General features: G+C 66.9%; 19 protein-coding genes and 1 other RNA gene. 11 read left to right on the plus strand and 9 right to left on the minus strand.

Translation table 11 applies throughout. The features are described from left to right. The first annotated feature begins 9 nt into the window (after positions 1–9). The 4 genes from ssrS (at position 10) to OA56_RS02085 (ending at position 2,359) form a co-directional block, all read left to right on the plus strand. A non-coding RNA gene (gene ssrS / locus OA56_RS02070) (6S RNA) lies at positions 10–191 on the plus strand. 47 nt (positions 192–238) lie between these two features. Continuing rightward, entirely contained in the window at positions 239–1,039 is an 801-nt protein-coding gene (locus OA56_RS02075; RefSeq protein ID WP_055422876.1) for a sulfite exporter TauE/SafE family protein, read from the plus strand. 6 nt (positions 1,040–1,045) lie between these two features. After that, positions 1,046–1,852, plus strand: a complete 807-nt coding sequence (gene queF, locus OA56_RS02080; RefSeq protein ID WP_461583277.1) for an NADPH-dependent 7-cyano-7-deazaguanine reductase QueF — start codon at positions 1,046–1,048, stop codon at positions 1,850–1,852. Positions 1,853–2,050: 198 nt separating this feature from the next. Further along, the gene (locus OA56_RS02085; protein ID WP_461583278.1) at positions 2,051–2,359 is read left to right on the plus strand and encodes a c-type cytochrome; all 309 of its coding nucleotides are present in this window, start codon (positions 2,051–2,053) and stop codon (positions 2,357–2,359) included. A gap of 40 nt (positions 2,360–2,399) precedes the next feature. Here OA56_RS02085 and OA56_RS02090 read toward each other — a convergent pair whose 3' ends face one another. Together OA56_RS02090 and OA56_RS02095 are read right to left on the minus strand one after the other, a co-directional pair. Continuing rightward, positions 2,400–3,545 (minus strand): EAL and HDOD domain-containing protein, encoded by a 1,146-nt coding sequence (locus OA56_RS02090; protein ID WP_461583279.1) that lies wholly within the window; start codon positions 3,543–3,545, stop codon positions 2,400–2,402. After that, positions 3,542–4,567, minus strand: coding sequence for a CDP-6-deoxy-delta-3,4-glucoseen reductase (locus OA56_RS02095; RefSeq protein WP_461583280.1), 1,026 nt, complete (start codon positions 4,565–4,567; stop codon positions 3,542–3,544). The genes OA56_RS02090 and OA56_RS02095 overlap by 4 nt, the downstream gene beginning before the upstream one ends. Positions 4,568–4,638: 71 nt before the next feature. On the opposite strand from OA56_RS02095, the gene OA56_RS02100 reads away from it, so the two are divergent. The 3 genes from OA56_RS02100 (at position 4,639) to OA56_RS02110 (ending at position 7,238) form a co-directional block, all read left to right on the plus strand. Further along, on the plus strand, positions 4,639–5,580 hold the full coding sequence (locus OA56_RS02100) for an NAD-dependent epimerase/dehydratase family protein (protein ID WP_461583281.1): 942 nt from the start codon (positions 4,639–4,641) through the stop codon (positions 5,578–5,580). A gap of 80 nt (positions 5,581–5,660) precedes the next feature. Then, positions 5,661–6,071 (plus strand): CopD family protein, encoded by a 411-nt coding sequence (locus tag OA56_RS02105; RefSeq protein WP_055422872.1) that lies wholly within the window; start codon positions 5,661–5,663, stop codon positions 6,069–6,071. A gap of 9 nt (positions 6,072–6,080) precedes the next feature. Continuing rightward, the gene (locus OA56_RS02110; RefSeq protein ID WP_461583282.1) at positions 6,081–7,238 is read left to right on the plus strand and encodes a THUMP domain-containing class I SAM-dependent RNA methyltransferase; all 1,158 of its coding nucleotides are present in this window, start codon (positions 6,081–6,083) and stop codon (positions 7,236–7,238) included. Positions 7,239–7,247: 9 nt separating this feature from the next. Here the strand turns inward: OA56_RS02110 and OA56_RS02115 are convergent, their stop codons facing one another. Together OA56_RS02115 and OA56_RS02120 are read right to left on the minus strand one after the other, a co-directional pair. Next, on the minus strand, positions 7,248–8,381 hold the full coding sequence (locus tag OA56_RS02115) for a PilT/PilU family type 4a pilus ATPase (protein WP_141056669.1): 1,134 nt from the start codon (positions 8,379–8,381) through the stop codon (positions 7,248–7,250). 19 nt (positions 8,382–8,400) lie between these two features. Beyond that, on the minus strand, positions 8,401–9,492 hold the full coding sequence (locus OA56_RS02120; protein ID WP_461583283.1) for a type IV pilus twitching motility protein PilT: 1,092 nt from the start codon (positions 9,490–9,492) through the stop codon (positions 8,401–8,403). 72 nt (positions 9,493–9,564) lie between these two features. Between OA56_RS02120 and OA56_RS02125 the strand changes: the two genes are divergently transcribed. From OA56_RS02125 to OA56_RS02140, 4 genes are read left to right on the plus strand one after another with little or no spacing between them, the layout of a single operon-like run. Then, positions 9,565–10,284, plus strand: a complete 720-nt coding sequence (locus tag OA56_RS02125; RefSeq protein ID WP_461583284.1) for a YggS family pyridoxal phosphate-dependent enzyme — start codon at positions 9,565–9,567, stop codon at positions 10,282–10,284. Next, complete coding sequence (proC, locus tag OA56_RS02130) at positions 10,281–11,099, plus strand: pyrroline-5-carboxylate reductase (protein ID WP_055422867.1); 819 nt, start codon at positions 10,281–10,283, stop codon at positions 11,097–11,099. Before OA56_RS02125 ends, proC begins: the two co-directional genes overlap by 4 nt. Beyond that, positions 11,099–11,692 (plus strand): YggT family protein, encoded by a 594-nt coding sequence (locus tag OA56_RS02135; protein WP_461583285.1) that lies wholly within the window; start codon positions 11,099–11,101, stop codon positions 11,690–11,692. Before proC ends, OA56_RS02135 begins: the two co-directional genes overlap by 1 nt. Further along, positions 11,689–11,991: a DUF167 domain-containing protein gene (locus OA56_RS02140; RefSeq protein WP_461583286.1), complete on the plus strand. Its 303-nt coding sequence runs from the start codon at positions 11,689–11,691 to the stop codon at positions 11,989–11,991. The genes OA56_RS02135 and OA56_RS02140 overlap by 4 nt, the downstream gene beginning before the upstream one ends. Here OA56_RS02140 and OA56_RS02145 read toward each other — a convergent pair. From OA56_RS02145 to OA56_RS02165, 5 genes are read right to left on the minus strand one after another with little or no spacing between them, the layout of a single operon-like run. Next, positions 11,988–13,262, minus strand: a complete 1,275-nt coding sequence (locus OA56_RS02145; RefSeq protein ID WP_461583287.1) for a dihydroorotase — start codon at positions 13,260–13,262, stop codon at positions 11,988–11,990. The two genes, OA56_RS02140 and OA56_RS02145, sit on opposite strands and share 4 nt — an antisense overlap. Next, on the minus strand, positions 13,259–14,230 hold the full coding sequence (locus OA56_RS02150; protein WP_055422863.1) for an aspartate carbamoyltransferase catalytic subunit: 972 nt from the start codon (positions 14,228–14,230) through the stop codon (positions 13,259–13,261). The genes OA56_RS02145 and OA56_RS02150 overlap by 4 nt, the downstream gene beginning before the upstream one ends. Continuing rightward, positions 14,208–14,732 carry a bifunctional pyr operon transcriptional regulator/uracil phosphoribosyltransferase PyrR gene (pyrR, locus tag OA56_RS02155; RefSeq protein WP_055422862.1) on the minus strand — a complete coding sequence of 175 codons (525 nt, stop codon included), beginning with the start codon at positions 14,730–14,732 and terminating at the stop codon, positions 14,208–14,210. The genes OA56_RS02150 and pyrR overlap by 23 nt, the downstream gene beginning before the upstream one ends. Continuing rightward, positions 14,729–15,205, minus strand: a complete 477-nt coding sequence (gene ruvX / locus OA56_RS02160) for a Holliday junction resolvase RuvX (protein WP_461583288.1) — start codon at positions 15,203–15,205, stop codon at positions 14,729–14,731. The genes pyrR and ruvX overlap by 4 nt, the downstream gene beginning before the upstream one ends. After that, positions 15,189–15,755 (minus strand): YqgE/AlgH family protein, encoded by a 567-nt coding sequence (locus OA56_RS02165; RefSeq protein ID WP_055422860.1) that lies wholly within the window; start codon positions 15,753–15,755, stop codon positions 15,189–15,191. The genes ruvX and OA56_RS02165 overlap by 17 nt, the downstream gene beginning before the upstream one ends. Between the last annotated feature and the right edge of the window lie 12 nt (positions 15,756–15,767).

Consider the following 15,767-nt stretch of genomic DNA (forward strand, 5'->3'; position numbering starts at 1 on the left):
GCCCTCAGGTTTCCCCTGCGGCGTTCGGGAAGGTCGTACGATCCTAGAACCAATATCGTGACGATGGGTCGCGGCCCCGAGAAACCGCCAGTGTGCGCGCCCTTCGTGGGCGTGCCTGAGGCGGAAGGAAAGCGACCAACCTGAACCTCGGGTTCAGGAGCATCGGCCTGATCGGCGCTCGCGGGGGATCTCCCTTACCAAACCCGGCTCGGTCCGGGTTTTTTCATGGGGGCAAACGATGGACGCATGGTGGCTGGCTTATCCGCTGCTCGGTGCCGTGGTCGGCATCTTCGCCGGCCTGCTCGGTGTGGGCGGCGGGGCGATCATGGTGCCCATCCTCACCTCGCTCTATACCGCCCAAGGGTTCCCGGCCGAGAACGTGGTCCATCTGGCGCTCGGCACCTCCATGGCGAGCATCGTGCTTACCTCCGTGAGCAGTTCGCGGGCGCATCACGCGCGCGGGGCGGTGGAGTGGGGCGTGGTGCGCACCATGGGACCGGGTGTGATCATCGGTATTTTCCTCGCCTCCTTCATCGCGGCTGCGCTGCCTTCGCGGCCATTGGCGATTTTCTTTGCCTGCTTCATCGCCTACGTCTGCGCGCAGATGCTGCTCGACATCAAGCCCAAGGCTTCGCGCCAGCTGCCCGGCCCCTGGGGGCTGGCGGCAGCTGGCGCGGTGATCGGGGCGGTGTCGGCGCTGGTGGCGATCGGTGGCGGCTCGCTCACTGTGCCGTTCCTTACCTGGTGCAACGTGCCGGCGCATCGCGCCATTGGCACCTCCGCCGCTCTCGGGCTGCCGATCGCATTGGCGGGCGCGATTGGCTATGTCGTCATGGGCTGGGGACATCCCGGTCTGCCGCCTTATTCGCTGGGCTACGTCTATCTGCCGGCGGTGATCGGGGTGAGCGCCGTGAGCTATTTCACCGCGCCGCTGGGCGCGGCGCTCGCTCATCGCCTGCCGGTGCGCACGCTCAAGCGTATTTTCGCCTTGGTGCTGCTCGCGCTGCTCGCGAAGATGCTGCATTCCCTCTTCGGATGATCACCCATGAGTGAGCTGTGGCTCGGTCGCCAGGTGGCGGTTCCTTCGTCCTACGACCCCGGCGTGCTCACGCCGATCGCGCGGGCGCAGACTCGCCGCGACCTCGACCCGCCACCTTTCGTCGGTTTCGACGAGTGGCGTGCCTATGAGCTCTCCTGGCTCGATGGGCGCGGCAAACCGGTGGTGGCGCTCGCGCGCTTTCGCGTGCCCTGCGATTCGCCCTGCCTCATCGAATCGAAGTCGCTGAAACTCTACCTCAACGGCTTGGGCGGCACGCGTTTTTCCGAGGTCGATGCGGTCGCGGCCACGATCCGGGCCGACCTGTCGCGGGCAGCTGGGGCGGCGGTGGAGGTGGCGATCGCGCCGCTCTCGATGCGGCCGCAGCGCGCGCCGGGCTATCCCGCAGGCGATTGCGTCGACGAGTTGCCGGTGGAGATCGAGACCTACCGCTACGATCCGGCGCTGCTGCGCATCGCCGAGGCAACGCCTCGGATGCAGCGGCTCGTGAGCCATCTGCTCAAGTCGAACTGCCCCGTGACGGGGCAACCCGATTGGGGCTGCGTCGTCGTGCACGCCCTGGGACCGGTGATCGATCCAGCTTCATTCCTGCGCTACGTCGTCTCCTTTCGCGCGCAGCAGGAATTCCACGAACAATGCGTCGAGCGCATCTACCGCGACCTGTGGCGCCTGGGGATGCAGGAACTGATGGTGCTTGCCTGCTACACCCGCCGCGGCGGGTTGGACATCTCCCCGGTGCGCGCCTCGCGCGTCGGCTTGCTGCCGGAGACGCTGCCCGAAGAGATCCGGCAATGAAGGGGGGGTCGTTTCGCTTCGTAAATGGTGCTTGCTTTTCCTGCGCTCGGAGCTATGGTTGACGATGTGGGCGCGTTCAGTTTGGGTTAACATAGCGCCTCGCGCCGCGGGAGAGGCCGCGGTTGGAGCGACGAAGACGCCGGCAGCGCCTCTCGCCGGGCGCTTCGAACTTTTTTCAGTGACTCAAAGGAGAGTACGATGCACAAGGCACTCTGGGTTGGCGCTGCGGCGCTGTTCCTGGCCGGACCGGCGCTTGCCGCCACGGAAGGCGAGACCCTGATGAAGACCAAGGGCTGCGTGGCCTGTCACGCAGTCGACAAGAAGCTGGTCGGCCCGGCCTACAAGGACGTGGCCAAGAAATACACCGAAGCCGACGTGCCCAAGCTCGTCGAGAAAGTGAAGAAGGGCGGCGTAGGGGTGTGGGGCCAGGTGCCGATGCCGCCCAACGCGCAGGTGGCCGATGCGGACATCGAGAAGATCGTGCGCTGGATTTTGACGCTGAAGTGAGCATCCTCGCGCTGCGGCGTATTTGCGCGCCGCAGCGTTTTTACGCATTGAGTCGATCGGCGTATTCCAGCGCCGTGAGATGGGCCCGGTTCAACGTCAGGGAGGCGAGCCCTAGTTTTTCTGCATGATGGCGCAGCAGCGCCGCATCGGGGCTCTCGCACGCACGGGCAAGTTCGAGGAAAGGGGCGAATTCTCCTTGTCCTCGCGTGAGCGCTTCTCGTATCGCCTCGCTCACGGCGATGTTCTGCAGGACTTCCACCATCGGCACGCCGAGCAAAACGTCGAGGATGGAAAAAACACCGCACAGGAACAGCTGTTCCGTGATCTCGGCGGAAAAAAAACCTTTACCGATCTCTTCCATGAATCGGCCGCGGACGATGGACGTCTGGGCAAGGGCTTGCTGCGAGGGATGCTGCGAGGCATTCAGCAGCAGTAATGACAGCCATTTCAGCAGATTGCGGTAGCCGAGGATCTGGACCGCGTGCCGGAACGAGGTCACTTCGCACATCAGTCCCATCCCGGCCGAATTGATGTAGCGCAAGAGCCGATAGCTGAGCGCGACGTCCCGTTTGAGGAGTTCTTCGATCTCGGCGATGTCGGCGTCGCGCTGGAGTTTCTGGATGAGCTGCAGGACGATGCCGAAGCTGGGGGTGGCGCGTTTCTGGACCACTTCGGGGGTGCCGCGCAGGAAGAACCAGCCGCAGGCGCCGGAAAAGCCTCGTGCGATGGTGTCGGCGAAGGCAGAGGAATCGGTTAGCCCCCAGGCAAGGGCAATGCCGGGTGCCTGTCCGGGGACGGAACTGCGGCGCAGATCGACCAAGGTGAAGCGCCAGTCGCCGATGGGAGGGACGGGGCTTACGCCGTCGTACCAGCCGAGGCAAAGAGGAATTCCTTGGGCATGGACGAGGGGCAACAGGGCCTGGACTTTGGGATGCGTGAGGGCAGGGGCGGGAATTTCGAGAAAGGTCCCTTCGGGCCAGGACCAATCGAGGAGCTCAGGCCCTGGAACCAGGCGTCCGAAAGAGAGAAAGACCGTGTGTGCGCTCGGCCAGCAAGGACGCAGACGCGCCAGTTCTTCGAGCGCAGCCTGCATCGAGGAGGCATGCAGGAAGAGACGGTTGGCGGTGATCGCCTGTTTGCGATTGACGGCGGGTTCACGCGTCAGAAAGGTGGCGTTGTCGCTCATGTAGGGCTCGTGGCGAAGGTGAAGGCGTCGCTGAAGAAGGACTCGGCGTCCAGACCGTGCGCCAGGAAGTCGCGCTGGGCGGCTTCGATCATCGCCGGAGCGCCGCAGGCGTAGACCTCGTGGCCCGAGAGCGTCGGGAAGTCTTGCAACACGGCGCGGTGCACGAGCTCGGTGCGACCTTCCCAGCGGTCCTCGACCAGGGGTTCGGAGAGCACCGGCACGTAGCGAAACCACGCGTGCTCGGCGGCGAAGCGTTCGAGCCATTCATGCCGGTAGAGGCCGGCGCGCGTGCGCGCCCCCCAGTAGAGCGTGGCGGGACGGGCGATGCCGGCATGGTGCATGTGCCGCAGCATCGACTGGATCGGTGCAAACCCCGTGCCGCCGGCAAGAAAGAGGATCGGCGCTTCGCTTTCCTCGCGCAGGAAGAAGCTGCCGAGCGGCCCTTCGAGTCGTAACACTTCCTTCGGCTTCATCGCCGTGAAGACGTGCGTGGTGAAGCGGCCGCCGGGCACGAGCCGGACGTGCAGTTCGAGGAAGTCGGTTTCTTCCGGGGCGTTGGCGAGCGAGAAGCTGCGCCGCGCGCCGTCGGGCAGCAGCACGTCTACGTATTGGCCGGCGCGGAAGCGGAAATCCAGGCTCGCCGGCCGTTTGAGCGTGAGGATCGTCACGTCTTCGGCGGCGCGCTCCAGGTGCTCGACGCGGGCGGGGAATTTGTGGACCGGAAAGTCGTCGGCACGGCGCAGCTCGCGCACGGCGATGACGAGATCGGTGAGCGCCCGGGCGCGGCAGGGTAGAAACCAGCCTTGGGCGCGTTCCTCTTCGGTGAGGGCCGAGGCGGCCACGGGGCCGGTATATTCGATCTTGCCTTCGAGGAGTCGGGCACGGCAGGCGCCGCAGGCGCCGTCGCGGCACCCATAGGGCAGCAGCAGCCCGGCGGCGAGCGCCGCTTCGAGCACGGTCTGATCCGGGGCGACGCGGAAGTCGGCGCCGGCATGGTCGGCGATGCGGACGATGGCGTTCATGGTAGGCTTGCGCATCCAGCGTGACGCAGAAAGCGCAAAAGGATAGCATGAAGCGGGCAAGGAGATTGCTGGTGGTCGGGGCAGGCGACGTGGCCGCGCGGGCGATGCGTTTCCTGCCGAAGGGGGTGTCGGTCATCGCGCTGGTGCGCCGTCCCGAGGCGGCGACGGCCTGGCGTGAGAGGGGGGCGAAGGTGCTGATCGCCGATCTCGATGACCGGCGCAGTCTGCGTCGCCTCGCCGGGCTCGCGCCCTGGGTGTGGATGCTCGCCCCTCCGCCGGCCGAAGGGATGGACGATCCTCGCTCGAAGCGCCTCGCGGCGGCGCTGGCCCGCGGCGGGAGGCGCCCTCGCCGTCTGGTCTATGTCGGCACGAGCGGTATCTACGGCGATCGCGGCGGCGCCTGGGTGCGCGAATCCGATCCGCCGCGACCGCAGACGGGCAGGGGAAAACGGCGGCTGGCTGCCGAGCGGCGCTGGCGCACGTTTGCGCGCCGGCTTGGCGTGCGGCTGTCGATCCTGCGCGCGCCGGGGATCTACGCCGAGGATCGCTGGCCGCTGGAGCGGCTGCGCCGCGGCTGGCCGCTGCCGCAAGAGCCAGTGTGGACCAACCACATCCACGCCGATGATCTCGCTCGCGCCTTGTGGCTTGCCACCTTCCGTGGCGCGAGCCTGCGTGCCTATCACGTGGTCGATCGAAGCGCGCTCACCTTGAGCGAATTCTACGAACGGCTCGCGGAAACCTTCGACTTGCCGGCGCCGCCGCGCTTGCCCCTGGCCGATGCCCTGGCGGCGGTGCCACCCGCCACGGCCTCCTTCATGCGAGAATCGCGCCGTCTGTGTTCGGAGCGTCTGCGGCGGGAACTGCGCCTGTGCCTGCGCCATCCGACGGTGGAGGGCGTGCTGGCGGCGATCGCAGCCCGCCGCGAAACGAGAGGGCAGCTTGAAGAACCGTCGCGAGCGGCGACAGGGCAAGGCGCCCGGAGCGCAGGATGCGAGACATATCAACCAAGATAGGCGAGCATCCGAGCACCGCGCAACGCCGCCATGCAGCCGCGCAGTAGGTTATTCGAGCTGCCCAAAAGGAGAATGAGTCCATGCTGGTCGTCAAATCCCTGCACATCGTCTTCGTCGTGAGCTGGTTCGCCGGGCTCTTCTATCTGCCGCGCATCTTCGTCAATCTGGCGATGGTCGAAGAGCCGGCGGTGCGGGCACACCTCTTGGTGATGGCGCGCAAACTCTACCGCTTCATGACGCCGCTGGGGGTGCTGGCGATCGTCTTCGGTCTGTGGTTGTGGTTCGGCTTCGGCTTTTCCGGCGGCTGGCTGCATGCGAAGACGCTGCTCGTGGCCTTTCTCGTCGTCTATCACCTGGCGTGCGGCCGCCTGCTGCGCGCTTTTGCCGAAGGGCGCAATCGTCACTCGCATCGCTGGTATCGCGTCTTCAACGAGATTCCCGTGCTGGTGCTCACGGCGGTGGTGTTCCTCGCCGTGTTGAAACCTTTTTGAGGAGGCGGCGTGAGCGAGCGGTTTTTCGTCCCTTGTCCGCGGGGTCTGGAGGGGGTGCTCGCCCAGGAGCTGGCGCGCCTGGGGGTCGAGCGGCCTGAGCCGGCTTCTGCTGGGGTGGGCTTTGCCGGCGAGTTCGCGCTCGGCGCTTGGGTGAACCTGACGAGCCGCATCGCCACGCGCGTGCTGTGGCAGGTGGGGGAAGGGGACTATCGCAACGAGGACGAGCTCTATCGCCTGGCCCGCGACATCCCCTGGCCACGGCATTTTGCCGTGGAGTGCACCATCCGCGTCGATGTGCGCGCGCAGCGCTCGCCCTTGCGCAGCCTCGAATTCGCGGCGCTGCGGGTCAAGGACGCGGTCTGCGACCGCTTCCGGGCGCAGCTGGGCGCGCGGCCCAGTGTCGATACTGTGGCGCCGCAGGTACGCCTGTGGGTTTTTCTGCAAGAGCGGCGCGCGCGGCTCTATCTCGATCTGAGCGGCGAGCCGCTCTACCGCCGCGGGTTCAAACGCTCGACGGTCGCCGCGCCCTTGAAGGAAAACCTCGCGGCGGGGATTCTCATGCTCACCGGGTGGCGACCGGAGGAGCCGCTGGTCGATCCGATGTGCGGCAGCGGCACGTTCCTTCTCGAAGCGGCGATGGCCGCGCGCGGCATCGCCCCGGGGCTCGCGCGCGGTTTCGCCCTGGAAAACCTGGAAAATTTCGACCCGGCGCAGTGGCGGGCTTTGCGCCAGCGTGCCAAGGCGCTGCGCCGCGACGTGCCGCTGCGGCTGTGGGGCTCCGACGTCGATCCGGCGATGGTGGCGGCCGCGCGCGACAACCTCGCCGCAGCGGGTCTGGAGGAGGCGGTGCACTGGCAAGTGGCCGATGTGGGGGAACTCGTCGCCCCGGCACCAGAAGGCGTTTTGGTGGCCAACCCGCCCTACGGCGTTCGGCTCGATGAAGCGCAGAGGCTGGCGGCATGGTATCCGCGGCTGGGCGATGCGCTCAAGCGCCACTGGACGGGCTGGCGCGCGTGGATCCTTACCGCCGACCCGGAATTGCCGCGGGCCATCGGACTCAAGGCAAGCCGGCGCGTGCCGCTCTTCAACGGGGCGCTGGAATGCCGCCTTCTGGAATACCGCCTCGTGGCCGGCCCGATGCGGCGGCGCACCAGCACGCCGCCGTGACGCACGCCATCAGAGGACGTCGAGGCCGTCGGGCGGACGGATGTCGGGTTTGTCTTCCCGTTTGCTGTAGAGCTTGATCTGTAGCCGCAGGTCGTTGACCGAGTCGGCGTAGCGCAGCGCGTCTTCGTAGCGGATGAGCCCCGCTTCGTAGAGGTCGAAGAGGGCCTGGTCGAAAGTCTGCATGCCCAGCTCGCGCGAGCGCTTCATCACGTCCTTGATCTCGCCCACTTCCCCTTTGAAGATGAGATCGGCAATGAGCGGCGAGTTGAGCATGATCTCTACGGCCGGAACCCGCCCAGGACCGTCGGCGCGCGGCAGCAGGCGCTGCGACACGAAGGCGCGCAGGTTGAGCGAGAGATCCATGAGCAGCTGCTGGCGCCGGTCTTCGGGAAAGAAGTTGATGATGCGGTCGAGCGCCTGGTTGGCGCTGTTGGCGTGCAGCGTGGCGAGCGCAAGGTGTCCGGTTTCGGCGAAGGCGATGGCGTAGTCCATGGTCTCGCGGTCGCGAATCTCGCCCATCATGATGACGTCAGGGGCCTGGCGCAAGGTGTTTTTCAGGGCGATTTCCCAGTTTTCGGTGTCGATGCCGATCTCCCGCTGCGACACGATGCAGTTTTTGTGCGTGTGCACGAATTCGATCGGATCTTCGATGGTGATGATGTGGCCGAAGGAATTCTCGTTGCGGTAATCGACGAGCGCGGCGAGCGAGGTGCTCTTGCCGGTGCCGGTGCCGCCGACGAAGACCACCAGGCCGCGTTTGAGCATGGCGATCTCCTTGAGAATGGGCGGCAGCATCAGCTCCTCGAAGGTGGGGACCCGGTCGGCGATGGCGCGCAGCACCAGCGCCACGGCGCCTTTTTCCAGATAGGCATTGACGCGGAAGCGCCCGATCCCGGTGGGATTGATGGCGAAGTTGCATTCCTTGGTCGCCTCGAACTCGGCGGCTTGCCGGTCGTTCATCAGGGCGCGGGCGATCTCCGCGGTATGGATGGCGGTGAGCGGCTGCGCCGTCTGCGGGGTGATCTTGCCGTCGATTTTCAGCGCCGGAGGGAAGTCCGGCGTGATGAAGAGGTCGGAGGCCTTTTTCTGCTTCGCGAGCTTGAGCAGGTCGTTGACGAAGCGCAGTGATTGGTCTTTTTGCATGATGACGGTCCTTAGCCGGTTACTGCTTGGGTGGAATGCCACCAGAGACTTGGATGACGCGCGTCGGAGCGACCTGGAACTGATCTTTGTTCTGTGCCACCGAGCGGGCTTCTTCGACTGAGATCACCTGCTGGCGTACCAGCTCCATGAGGCACTGGTCGAGCGTCTGCATGCCGATGGCCTGGTTGGTCTGGATGATGGAGTACATCTGGGCCACCTTGTTCTCGCGGATGAGGTTGCGGATGGCCGCGTTGGCGATCATGATCTCGTGCGCCGCCACGCGACCGGTGCCGTCCTTGCGCTTGAGCAGCACCTGCGAGATGACGGCGCGCAGGGATTCGGAAAGCATGGAGCGCACCATTTCTTTCTCGGCGGCAGGGAAGACGTCGACGATGCGGTCGATCGTCTTGGCGGCCGAGGAAGTGTGCAGGGTGGCGAAGACGAGGTGGCCGGTCTCGGCCGCGGTGAGTGCGAGCCGGATGGTCTCGATGTCGCGCATCTCGCCCACCAGGATCACGTCCGGGTCTTCGCGCAGCGCCGAGCGTAGCGCATTCTCGAAGGAATGGGTGTCGCGGTGCACCTCGCGCTGGTTGATGAGCGCTTTCTTCGGCTCGTGGACGAACTCGATCGGGTCCTCGATGGTGAGGATATGGACCGGCTGATGCGTGTTGATGTGATCGAGCATCGCTGCCAGCGTGGTCGATTTCCCCGAACCGGTGGGGCCGGTGACGAGCACGATGCCGCGGGGCTGATCGCAGATGGTCTTGAACACGGGCGGCGCGGCGAGCTCTTCGAGCGTGAGCACCTTGCTCGGGATGGTACGGAAAGCCGCCCCCATGCCCCGGTCCTGCAGGAAGGCGTTGACCCGGAAGCGGGCGATGCCGGGCACTTCGAAGGAGAAGTCCGCCTCCAGATGTTCCTCGAAGTTCTTGCGCTGCGCATCGTTCATGATGTCATAGACGAGCGCCTTGACGTCGGCATCGGCGAGCACAGGCAGGTTGATGCGCCGGATGTCGCCGTTGATGCGCAGCATCGGCGGCAGGCCGGCCGACAGGTGCAGGTCGGAAGCCTTGTTCTTGACGGAGAAGGCGAGCAGTTCGGTGATGTCCATACGATCTCCTGGGAGGCGGACGGCGGCGATGCTATACTCGGTTCGGTCCTTGACAGCGAGTATGGCTTCGGAATGACGATTGTAGCGGATTCGTCGCGCCGTGAGGAACTTTTGTGCCGCCGGCTCGAGGCGCTGCGCGCGCGCGTGGCCGAGACCGAGGTTCGTGCCGGGCGTCCTCCCGGTTCGGTGACGATCGTGGCGGTGTCGAAGACCCAGCCGCCGGAATCCGTGCGTACGGCCTTTGCCTGCGGGCAGCGGGTCTTTGGCGAGAACTACGTACAGGAAGGCGTGGCCAAGGTCGAGGCGCTCTCGGTCCTGCCGCTCGAGTGGCATTTCATCGGTCCCATCCAGAGCAACAAGACGCGGGCCATCGCCGAACACTTCGCCTGGGTGCATTCCGTCGATCGCCTGAAAGTGGCCGAGCGGCTGGCGACGCAGCGCCCGGCCGCCTTGGGGCCGCTGCAGGTGCTGCTGCAGGTCAATGTGAGCGGCGAAGCGAGCAAGTCCGGCGTGGCACCGGCCGAGGTGCCGGCGCTCGCGCAGGCGGTGGCGGCATTGCCTGGTCTGCGCCTGCGCGGTCTGATGTGCATTCCGGAGCCGACTTCCGACGAGGCTGTGCTGTGTGCGCGTTTCCGTATGCTGCGCCGTTGCCTGGAAGAGCTGCGCGCACAGGGGCTCGAGCTCGACGTGCTCTCGATGGGCATGTCGGGCGATTTCACCCTCGCCATCGAGGAGGGAGCGACGCACGTGCGCCTGGGGACGGCGATTTTCGGGGAGAGGAAGAAACCATGAGAATCAGTTTTCTTGGCGGCGGCCGCATGGCCGAGGCCCTGATCGGCGGTTTGTTGGCGCGCCAGGTGGCGAGTGCGCGCGCAGTCCAGGTGATGGATCCCGACGCGGTGCGCTGCCGGGCGCTGGAAGCGCGCTTCGGCGTGGCGGCGCAGACGGTGCTCGACGATGCCTGGTTCGAGACCGACGTGATCGTGCTGGCAGTCAAGCCCCAGCATTTGCGTGAGGCGGTGACTCCGCTCGCCGGCCGTCTGGGGCGGATCCTGGTGCTGAGCATCGCCGCGGGCTTGCCGCTTGGCGTGATCGGGCGCTGGCTCGGCGGGCACCGGCGGCTCGTGCGTGCCATGCCCAATACGCCTGCCCTGGTGGGGGCGGGAGTCACGGGGCTCTACGCCGACCCGAGCGTCGATGCGCTGGGGCGCGAGGAGGCCGAGCGCATCATGGCGGCGGTGGGCGAGGTGCTCTGGGTCGAGGAGGAAGGAAAAATCGACGCGATCACCGCCCTTTCCGGCAGCGGCCCGGCCTATGTCTTCGCCTTTCTCGAAGCCTTGCAGGCGGCAGGCGAAGCGCTGGGGTTCGACGCTGCCACTGCCCGCCGTTTGGCGCAGGCCACCGCCGCGGGCGCGGTGCGACTCGCCCAGGAGAGCGAGGAGCCGCTGTCGCGCCTGCGCGAGAACGTGACCTCCAAGGGAGGAACGACGGAGGCGGCGCTCGCGCGCCTCACCGAGCGGGGCTTTGCCGAGACTGTGCGCGAGGCGGTGTTCGCCGCCCATGCGCGCAGCCAGGAACTCGCGCGGCAGCTGGGCGAGGCGCCGTGATGATGGGCCAGCAGCTCTTCGATCTGGTGCTCGGCACCTTGGCGCAGGCCTTCACCGCCGTGCTCTGGCTGCGGGTGCTGATGCAGGCGCAGCGCATTTCCTTCTACACACCGCTGGGGCGTTTCGTGCTCGCGCTCACCGATTGGGCGGTGTTGCCGCTGCGCCGCATCTTGAAGCCACGCATGCGCTGGGACGCAGTGAGCCTGGGATTGGTCTGGGCGACGCAGTCGCTCTTCGTGCTGCTGAAGATGGCGCTCTTCGGCCAGCTCGCGCTCTTGCCGCTCGGCGGGCTCATCGGTCTGGTGGTACTGGGCGGGCTACTCGAGAGCTTCTACGTGCTGGGATATCTGCTCTTTTTCGCGGTGCTCTTCGCGGCGGTCCTGAGCTGGGTCAATCCGCGCGCTCCAGCCGCGGCGATCGCCGAGACGATCGTGGCCCCCTGGCTCGAACCGATCCGGCGCGTCGTGCCCGTGATCGCTGGCATCGACCTGAGTCCTCTCGTCTTTCTGTTGCTGTTGCAGGTACTGGCAATCGCCGGCGGGCAGTTGCGCTTTCTCTTGGTACGGCTGCTGCTGGGCGGCGGGCTGGGATGAATGAAGCGTCGCCCATCCGCCTCGAGCCCGAGGCGGTGACGGTGAGGCTGCACGTGCAGCCGGGCGCCAAACGCAGCCAGTGGGCGGGACGCCATGGCGAGGCGATGAAACTGCGCGTGGCCGCTCCCGCCGTGGACGGGAAGGCGAACGAGGCGCTCGTGCGCTTTCTGGCCGAATTCTGCGGCGTGCCGCGTGCGGCCATCGCGATCGTACAGGGAGAGACGGGCCGTGCCAAGCGCGTGCGCATCGCCACCTCCGATCCGCAGGCGATGGCGACGCGGCTTGAGACCCTGCTTTAGCGGCTGAAGACCGGGCGGCCGGCCACCAGGGTGGCGACCACGCGCCCCTGCACGCTCTTCCCCAAAATCGGGGTGTTCTTCCCCAGGCTTGCAAGCGACTTGGGTGTGACCTGCCAGCGGGCCTCGGGGTCGAAGAGGCAGAGGTCGGCCACCGCACCTTCTCCCAGATGGCCAGCGTCTTCCTGGCCGAGGAGCCGGGCAGGATGGTCGGTGATGGGAGCGAGCGCCGCGGCGAGGTCGAGCCCGCGCTCGCGCCCCCAGGCTAGCGTGAGCGGCAGCAGCAGCTCCAGCCCAGTCGCACCGGGTTCGCTCTCGGCAAAGGGGACGGCCTTGGCGTCGTCGTCGACCGGGGTGTGGTTCGAATCGATCACGTCGATCAGTCCTTCGGCCACGGCCTGGGCGAGCGCCGCGCGGTCGGCCTGGCTGCGCAACGGGGGGATCACGTGTGTGTGGGTGTCGAAGTGCCCGATGTCGTGTTCGCTGCAGGCAAGGTGCAGCGCCGAGACGCTGGCGCTCACGGGCAGCCCCGAGGCTTTCGCCTGGGCGAGCAGCGGCAGCGAAGCGGCGCTCGAGAGATGCTGCACGTGCAGCCGCACGCCGGTAGCGCGGGCGAGTTCCAGAAGCCGCGCCAAGGCGATCGTCTCGGCGCAGGCGGGAATGCCTGGCAGGCCCAGGCGGGCAGCCACTTCCCCGTCGTGCGCGCAGCCGGCTGCCGCGAGCCAAGGGTCGGAGGCGGTGAGCCATACGGGGAGATCGAAGGTCGCGGCGTACTGGAAGGCACGAAAGAGCGACAGGCTGTCGGCGATGGGCACGTCGGCCTGACCCAGGGCGACGCAGCCGACTTCGGCAAGGAGCGCCATCTCCGAGAGGCGCTCGCCCTTGAGTCCCAATGTGAGAGCGCCTACCGGGTGCACGTGGGCGAGCCCCAGCGCTTCGGAGCGGAAACGCAGCATCTCGACGAGGCCGGCTTCGTCGAGCGGGGGGTCGGTGTCGGGCGGGGTGACGACGCGCGTGATGCCGCCGCGCACGGCGGCCTTGAGCTCGGAGGCGAGCGTGGCGCGATATTCGAAACCGGGTTCGCGCAGCCGGGCGAAGGTATCGATGAGGCCGGGGCAGACGACCAACCCTTCGGCCTCGATGGTGTGATCGGCGTGGAAATCCGGCGCCGGGCCGCGGCCGACGATGCGCCCGTCGGCGATCAGCAGGTCGGCGAGCTCTTCTTGGCGACGACGGGGATCGACGAGGCGGGCGCTGCGGATGCGCACTCTCATGCTTGGGCTCCTTGTCCGGCGAGCAGGCTCATCACCGCCATGCGCACGGCGATACCGAAGGTGACTTGCGGCAGGATCACCGACCGGGGGCCGTCGGCCACCGCCGAGTCGATCTCGATGCCGCGGTTGAGCGGCCCCGGGTGCATGACGATGGCGTCGGGCTTGGCGAGCGCGAGTTTCTCGGGCGTGAGCCCGAAGCGTTGGTGGTACTCTTCCTTCGAGGGCAGCAAGGCCCCTTTCATGCGCTCGTTCTGGAGCCGCAGCATCATGACGACGTCGACGTCGCGCAAGCCCTGGCGCAGGTCGTGGAAGACGCGGGCGCCGAACTGTTCGAGCCCTACGGGCAGCAGCGTCTTGGGGCCGATCACACGCAGCTCGCCCACGCCCAGAGTGGTGAGCGCGGCGATCTCGGAGCGGGCCACGCGCGAGTGGAGCACGTCGCCGACGATGGCCACCGTCAGCCGGGAGAAATCTTTCTTGTAGTGCCGGATGGTGTACATGTCGAGCAGCCCCTGCGTGGGGTGGGCGTAGCGTCCGTCGCCGGCATTGACCACGTGGATGTGCTCGAGGCCGCGCTCTCGCAGGTGACGGGCGATGAGGAAGGGCGCGCCGCTGCTCGCGTGGCGGACGACGAACATGTCGGCGTTCATCGCGCAGAGGTTGTCGATGGTGTCGAGCAGCGACTCACCCTTGGTGGTGGAGCTCGTGCTGACGTTGAGGTTGATGACGTCGGCCGATAGCCGCTTGGCGGCGATCTCGAAAGTGGTGCGCGTGCGGGTGGAATTCTCGAAGAAGAGGTTGAAGACGCTCTTGCCGCGCAGCAGTGGCACTTTCTTCACTTCGCGTTCGGTGACTTCGAGGAAAGGCTCGGCCATGTCGAGGATCTGCAGCAGCACCTCGCGCGGCAGCCCGTCGAGGCTCAGGAGATGCTGCAAGCGGCCATGTTCATCGAGTTGTGGGTGGCTCATCGCGCAGGGTCCGGAGGGTGAAGAGGCCCGCTTCATTGCGGGCGAGTTCGAGCCGCTCGCCGGCAGGCAGCGGCTGGGGCAGGGTATGGGCCACGTAACGCGCGCAAATCGGAAGTTCCCGTTCGCCGCGATCGACGAGTACGGCAAGCTCCACGCGCGCGGGGCGGCCGTAGTCGAAGAGCTCGTTGATCGCCGCGCGTACGGTGCGGCCGGTGTAGAGCACGTCATCGACGAGCAGGATCCGCGCATCCTGTACAGGGAAAGGGATGTGCGAGGCGCGCACGCGCGAGCGGCCCAGGCCGCGCTGCGCGAGGTCGTCGCGGTAAAATGAAATATCGATGCTGCCGAGCGCCTTGGCAGGGGCGAGCTCGCGCTGCAGCCGCTCGGCGAGCCAGGCGCCGCCGGAGTGGATGCCCACCAAGGCGTCGAAGCGGTCGATGTCGGGGATGAGCTGCTCGCGCAGCCGCGCATAGAGCGCTTCCGCATCAGGGAATGAGTTCATACGGGTTCCTTGGGAGCGACGGCGTCGCGCCAGGGCGCGCCGTCGAAGTAACTTTGCAGGATGGCGCGCGCGGCGAGCGCGTCGCGCACCGGTTTGCGGCGGCGCCAGTCGCGGTGGCCGGCTTCCACGAGTTGGCGTTCGGCCACGCAGGAAGAGAAGGCTTCATCGACCAGCACCACGGGCAGCCGGTGGCGGCCGTGCAGGCGGCGGGCAAAGCGCTCGCAGCGCCGCCCATGCTCGTGGTCTTGTGCTTCGCCGGGGCGGCCGACGACGAGGAGCACCGGCCGCCACTCTTCGACGAGCGCAGCGATGGCGGCGAAGAAAGCGGGCTCGTCGCGCGAGGGAAGCGTGGTGAGCGGCACCGCCAGGCGCAATTCGAGATCCCCCTGGGCGAGACCGGTGCGGGTAAGGCCATAATCGAAGGCAAGCACCGTTCCGCGCCACGGCAGGGCGGCTTCAACCGTGTCCGGCATGGATGACGAGGTGATGAAGCGCTACGCCCAGGAGCGCGAGCGCCGCTTCATAGCGTTGCTCCGGCGCCACGCCGAAGATGAGTTCGGGGTCGGCCGGGACGGTGAGCCAGGCGTTTTGCGCGAGTTCCTGTTCGAGCTGACCCGGGGCCCAGCCGGCGTGCCCCAGGACGACGAGGAAGTCGTGCGGATCCTTGCCTTCGCCGATCGCCTGCAGCACGTCGCGGGAACTGGTGAGCGCGAGACCATGCGGCAGCACCGTGGTGCCGTGCCAGCTTCCGCCCGGGCGGTGCAGCACGAACCCGCGCTCGGTAGCCACTGGGCCGCCGAAGAAGACCGGCCGGGCGGCAATTGCGGGAACGGGGGGCGACAAGTCAATGCGCTCGTAGAGGGTGCCGAGCGTGATCTCGGTGGGACGATTGATGATCACGCCCATCGCCCCTTCTTCTGAGTGCTCGGCGAGATACACCACCGTCTGGGCGAAATTGGGATCGGCCATGTCGGGCATGGCGATCAGGAAATGATGCTTGAGGCTTACGCGGGATCGGCTCATGGGCGAATTCTA

Source organism: Tepidiphilus sp. HLB4 (genome assembly GCF_054823945.1).

Excerpts from the sequence above, each read along its gene's own strand:
- OA56_RS02075 (WP_055422876.1), top strand. The coding sequence starts at position 239 with ATGGACGCATGGTGGCTGGCTTATCCGCTGCTCGGTGCCGTGGTCGGC.
- queF (WP_461583277.1), top strand. The coding sequence starts at position 1,046 with ATGAGTGAGCTGTGGCTCGGTCGCCAGGTGGCGGTTCCTTCGTCCTAC.
- OA56_RS02085 (WP_461583278.1), top strand. The coding sequence starts at position 2,051 with ATGCACAAGGCACTCTGGGTTGGCGCTGCGGCGCTGTTCCTGGCCGGA.
- OA56_RS02090 (WP_461583279.1), bottom strand. The coding sequence starts at position 3,545 with ATGAGCGACAACGCCACCTTTCTGACGCGTGAACCCGCCGTCAATCGC.
- OA56_RS02095 (WP_461583280.1), bottom strand. The coding sequence starts at position 4,567 with ATGAACGCCATCGTCCGCATCGCCGACCATGCCGGCGCCGACTTCCGC.
- OA56_RS02105 (WP_055422872.1), top strand. The coding sequence starts at position 5,661 with ATGCTGGTCGTCAAATCCCTGCACATCGTCTTCGTCGTGAGCTGGTTC.
- OA56_RS02115 (WP_141056669.1), bottom strand. The coding sequence starts at position 8,381 with ATGCAAAAAGACCAATCACTGCGCTTCGTCAACGACCTGCTCAAGCTC.
- OA56_RS02120 (WP_461583283.1), bottom strand. The coding sequence starts at position 9,492 with ATGGACATCACCGAACTGCTCGCCTTCTCCGTCAAGAACAAGGCTTCC.
- OA56_RS02125 (WP_461583284.1), top strand. The coding sequence starts at position 9,565 with ATGACGATTGTAGCGGATTCGTCGCGCCGTGAGGAACTTTTGTGCCGC.
- proC (WP_055422867.1), top strand. The coding sequence starts at position 10,281 with ATGAGAATCAGTTTTCTTGGCGGCGGCCGCATGGCCGAGGCCCTGATC.
- OA56_RS02135 (WP_461583285.1), top strand. The coding sequence starts at position 11,099 with ATGATGGGCCAGCAGCTCTTCGATCTGGTGCTCGGCACCTTGGCGCAG.
- OA56_RS02140 (WP_461583286.1), top strand. The coding sequence starts at position 11,689 with ATGAATGAAGCGTCGCCCATCCGCCTCGAGCCCGAGGCGGTGACGGTG.
- OA56_RS02145 (WP_461583287.1), bottom strand. The coding sequence starts at position 13,262 with ATGAGAGTGCGCATCCGCAGCGCCCGCCTCGTCGATCCCCGTCGTCGC.
- OA56_RS02150 (WP_055422863.1), bottom strand. The coding sequence starts at position 14,230 with ATGAGCCACCCACAACTCGATGAACATGGCCGCTTGCAGCATCTCCTG.
- pyrR (WP_055422862.1), bottom strand. The coding sequence starts at position 14,732 with ATGAACTCATTCCCTGATGCGGAAGCGCTCTATGCGCGGCTGCGCGAG.
- ruvX (WP_461583288.1), bottom strand. The coding sequence starts at position 15,205 with ATGCCGGACACGGTTGAAGCCGCCCTGCCGTGGCGCGGAACGGTGCTT.
- OA56_RS02165 (WP_055422860.1), bottom strand. The coding sequence starts at position 15,755 with ATGAGCCGATCCCGCGTAAGCCTCAAGCATCATTTCCTGATCGCCATG.